The following is a 4,442-nucleotide window of genomic DNA, read 5'->3' on the forward strand; positions in this document are numbered from 1 at the left end:
GGATGTTCGCGAAGGTACCGCGCTCCATCACCTCGTGGTTGCCGCGCCGCGCGCCGTAGCTGTTGAAGTCCGCGCGCGCCACGCCGCGCGCCTCGAGATAGCGCGCAGCCGGGCTGCTCGCCGCGATCGAGCCCGCCGGCGAGATGTGGTCGGTGGTCACGCTGTCGCCAAGCACGAGCAGCGCGCGGGCCTCGCGCAGCGGAGCGAGCGGTGCCGGCGCCGGCGACAGGTCCGCGAAGAAGCTCGGCTCGCGCACGTAGGTGCTCGCCGGGTCCCAGGCGAAGAGCTGTCCCGGCGGCACCGGGATGGCGTTCCAGTCGGCGTTGGCGTCGAAGACCCGGCCGTACTCCTCGCTGAAGAGCGCGGGCCGCACGGCCGCCGCCACGGCCGCCTCGATCTCGGCGTTGCTGGGCCAGAGCTCGGCGAGCAGGACGGGCTTGCCGTCCGCGCCGCGGCCGATCGGCTCGCTGGCGAAGTCGATGCCGACGCGCCCGGCCAGTGCATAGGCGACGACCAGCGGCGGACTCGCCAGGTAGTTCGCTCGCGTGTGCGGGCTCACGCGGCCCTCGAAGTTGCGGTTGCCGCTCAGGACGGCGGCGGCGATGAGGTCCCCCGCCTCGATCTCCTTGACGACGGCCTCGGGCAGGGGACCGCTGTTGCCGATGCAGGTCGTGCAGCCGTAGCCCACGGTGTGGAAGCCCAGAGCTTCGAGCGCCGGCATGAGCCCGGCCGCCTCCAGGTAGCGCGTGACGACCTTGGAGCCCGGCGCCAGGCTCGTTTTCACCGTGGGCGCCACCTTGAGCCCCCGCGCCACGGCGCGCTTGGCGAGCAGGCCCGCGGCCAGCATCACGCCCGGGTTGCTCGTGTTCGTGCAGCTCGTGATGGCGGCGATGACGACGGCGCCGTGCCGCAGCTTGCCGTTCGCGCCGGCCGGCGCCGGCTGCTTGCCGTAGCGCTGGTCGAGCTCCTTGGCGAAGCTCGCCTTCATCGCGCGGAGGGGAACGCGGTCCTGCGGCCGCGTCGGCCCGGCCAGGCAGGGCTCGACGGCGCTCGTGTCCAGGGTCAGCGTTTCGCTGAAGTCGGGCGTCGGCGTTTCTGCGGTGACGAAGAGTCCCTGCTCCTTTGTGTAGCGCTCGACGCGGTCGAGCAGCGCGGCCGGCCGGCCGCTCAGGCGCAGGTACTCGAGCGTGCGGGCGTCGACCGGGAAGAAGCCGGCCGTGGCGCCGTACTCGGGCGCCATGTTGGCGAGCGTGGCGCGGTCGGCCAGGCTCAGCGCGGCGCAGCCCGGGCCGGTGAACTCCACCAGCTTGCCCACCACGCCGTGCGCGCGCAGGCGCTGCGTCAGCGTGAGCACGAGGTCGGTGGCCGTGACGCCCTCGGCGAGCGCGCCCTCGAGGCGCACGCCGACCACCGGCGGCAGCAGCATCGTGATCGGCTCGCCGAGCATGACCGCCTCGGCCTCGATGCCGCCGACGCCCCAGCCGAGCACGCCGAGGCCGTTGACCATCGTCGTGTGGCTGTCCGTGCCGACGAGGCTGTCCGGGAAGAGGAGCGGCAGGCCGCTGCCCGCAGGATCGGCGCTCTCGGCCACGACGCTCGCCAGGTACTCGAGGTTCACCTGGTGGACGATGCCCGTCGCCGGCGGCACGGCGCGGAAACCCCGGAAGGCGCCGGTCGCCCACTTGATCAGCTCGTAGCGCTCGCGGTTGCGGGCGAACTCGAGTTCGGCGTTCTTCCCCAGCGCCTCGCGGCTGCCGAAGAAGTCCACCTGCACGCTGTGATCGATGACGAGGTCCACGGGTACGCCCGGCTCGACGCGCGCCGGGTCGCCGCCCAGGCGGGCCATCGCACTGCGCAGGGCGGCGAGGTCGACCACGCTGGGCACGCCGGTGAAGTCCTGGAGGATCACGCGCGCCGGGCGGAAGGGGATCTCCACGGTGCCGGCCTTGGCCGGCGACCAGGCGGCGATGCGCGCCACGTCCGCCTCGGTGATGCGAAAGCCGTCGGCGAGGCGCAGGCCCGCCTCGAGGATGACCCGGATCGAGAAGGGCAGGCGGTCCAGGTCGGCGAGGCCGCGCTTCGCCAGCGCATCGAGGCGGTAGATGATCGCCTCGCCCGCGGCGAGGGCGAGGCGGTGGCGGGCGGCGAAGGTGTCCTGCGGCTGGCTCATCGGCACGGCATCCTTTCGTCTTGGCTTCAGCGCGCTTGCGCTGGACCAGAAACTACTCGGGATGCCGGCGCCGGGCAAGGGCAGGCCGCCTGCCGGGCCGGGCGCCTTCGTGCGGCCGCTACCCGCGCCCGGCCCGGCTCGAACCCGCGCGAGCGGACTCCCATCCCCCTCGCTCGCTGTCTTGCGCGCGAGAAGACGGGAGCGATCTCATTTCAGCAGCAGCAGCTTGCAGCTCGCGCGCGCATCGGCCGCCTCGAACTGCGCGACGTACAGGCCGCTGGGCAGCGCGCGCCGCGATCGTCCCGGCCGTCCCAGGCGAGCGACTGCTCGCCGGCGGGCCTGGATTCCCGAACCACGAGGCTCCGCACCCGCCGCCCCTGCACATCCGTGACGAACACGCTCACCGCGGCTTCCTCGCGCAGGCTGAACTTGAGCGCCGTCGCCGGATTGAAAGGATTCGGGTGCGCAGCCAGGATCGCGTCCGGGCGCGGCGCCTGACTCACCCCCGTGGGATAGAGGTCGGTCGCCCACATGCCAAGAAGGCCCTCGGTGGTGTACCCAACGACGTAGATCCGCTCATCCGTGCGGCTGATGACGGTGAATTCCACCGCCCACGAGGGGAAGGGACCGGTGACGTTTGTCCAGCTCTCCCCGCCGTCTCGCGTGAGGAGTACGGCCGCGTTCTCCTCCGCGGCCACGAGCACATCGGCATCGTCGGGATGCATGCTGAGATCGAAGATGTTGCCCTGGAGGATCTGCTCCCAGTGCTGCCCACCATCGAGCGTCTCCCAGACGCCGAGGGCGGGGTCCTCGGGCTCCCCGTAGCCTCCCTGCCGAACGTAGAGATGCTGTGAGTCCAGTGGATCGATCGCCACGTCGCCGATATGCGCAGCACAGGGCATGTCCCCCGAGATCTCCTGCCAGGACTCCCCTGCGTCAGTGCTGCGCAGGAGCCCATGCAGCGCCCACGGCTCCTGCGTGACGCCATAACCGACCAAGACATCGCCATCAGGGGCAACACTCAAGGCGTGGCCGCCTGTCCAGCCCAAGGAGCGAATGATGTCCCAACTCAGCCCCCCGTCCAGGGATCGCAGGATGACACCAGGAGCACCTGAGAAGTCCGTGCACGCCAGCATCGCCTCCGGGGGTCCGGGCGTCTTGCCGAGGCCCCGAACGGAACCCCAAGACCCCCACGCGACGATCGGGCCCTGGGTGGTCAGCCCGGTGTTGTCCATGATGAAGCCTGACCACCATACGCTCTCGCGGCCCGTCAAGAGCGCCAAGGAATCGCTCTCGCTGGATAGGAAGCTATGAACAGGACTCGCAGTGGCTTCCGCGGCTCGCACCAACCAAGTGTCTGTCGCCGGCAAATAGATCCAGTATCCGCCGTAGACACCCAGGAGGAGTCGGCCGTGCCAGGGATCCGCAACAGCCGGGGCTGGGTACCCTGTGCCTTCCAGATCCCCAACGAACTCCCACTCTGCGCCCCCACTGGGCAAGGCGCACAGGAGCAGGAGAGCCGCGACGCCAGGCTTTCGCATCTGCCACCTCCTCGCTCGTCTCCGGTCAATGGACGACGATGAACTTGCCGGAGAACCCTTCACCTTCGCTCTCCCGCGCGCGAGAGGACTGCAGCGATCTCATTTCAGCAGCAGCAGCTTGCAGCTCGCGCGCGCATCGGCGGCCTCGAGCTGGGCAACGTACAGGCCGCTGGGCAGCGGCGCGCCGCGATCGTCCCGGCCGTCCCAGGCAAGCGACTGCTCGCCGGCGGGCCTGGACTCCCGAACCACGAGGCTCCGCACCCGCCGCCCCTGCACATCCGTGACGAACACGCTCACCGCGGCCGCTTCGGGCAAACTGAACCTGAGCGCGGTTGCTGGATTGAAGGGATTCGGGTACCCAGCCAGGGTCGCCCCCGGGCGCGGCGCCTGACTCACCCCCGTGGGATAGAGGTCGGTCGCCCACATGCCAGAGTCAGAGTCCGCAACGTAGATGCGCTCGTCCGCCGGGGATACCACATACTGGTCCCCTCCCCGCATCGGCGGATAGGGCGGAAGTCCGAGGTCCTCCCACACCGTTCCACCATCCCGCGTGAGGAGAATGGTCCCGGGAGCCATCCTCACCACGAGCACATCGGCATCGTTGGGATGCATGCTGAGGTCGACGATGTTCCCCTGGAGGATCTGCTCCCAGTGCTGCCCACCGTCGAGGGTCTCCCAGACGCCCAGGGCGGGCTCATTGGGCTCCGCCCAGGCGCCACCCTGCCGAACGT

The 4,442-nt window shown here is 70.5% G+C and carries 3 protein-coding genes; all 3 read right to left on the reverse strand.

The window, feature by feature from the left end; all coding sequences use genetic code 11:
* Window positions 1-2,170: aconitate hydratase AcnA (gene acnA, locus FJ251_13810; protein MBM4118780.1), on the reverse strand; the 2,170-nt coding region annotated here is incomplete at its 3' end.
* Window positions 2,171-2,382: 212 nt separating this feature from the next.
* Window positions 2,383-3,711 carry a hypothetical protein gene (locus tag FJ251_13815; protein ID MBM4118781.1) on the reverse strand — a complete coding sequence of 443 codons (1,329 nt, stop codon included), beginning with the start codon at window positions 3,709-3,711 and terminating at the stop codon, window positions 2,383-2,385.
* Window positions 3,712-3,810: 99 nt separating this feature from the next.
* The coding region (locus tag FJ251_13820) for a hypothetical protein (protein MBM4118782.1) at window positions 3,811-4,442 on the reverse strand (632 nt) is incomplete at its 5' end.

Source organism: bacterium, assembly GCA_016873475.1.
GTDB lineage: Bacteria > Krumholzibacteriota > Krumholzibacteriia > JACNKJ01 > JACNKJ01 > VGXI01.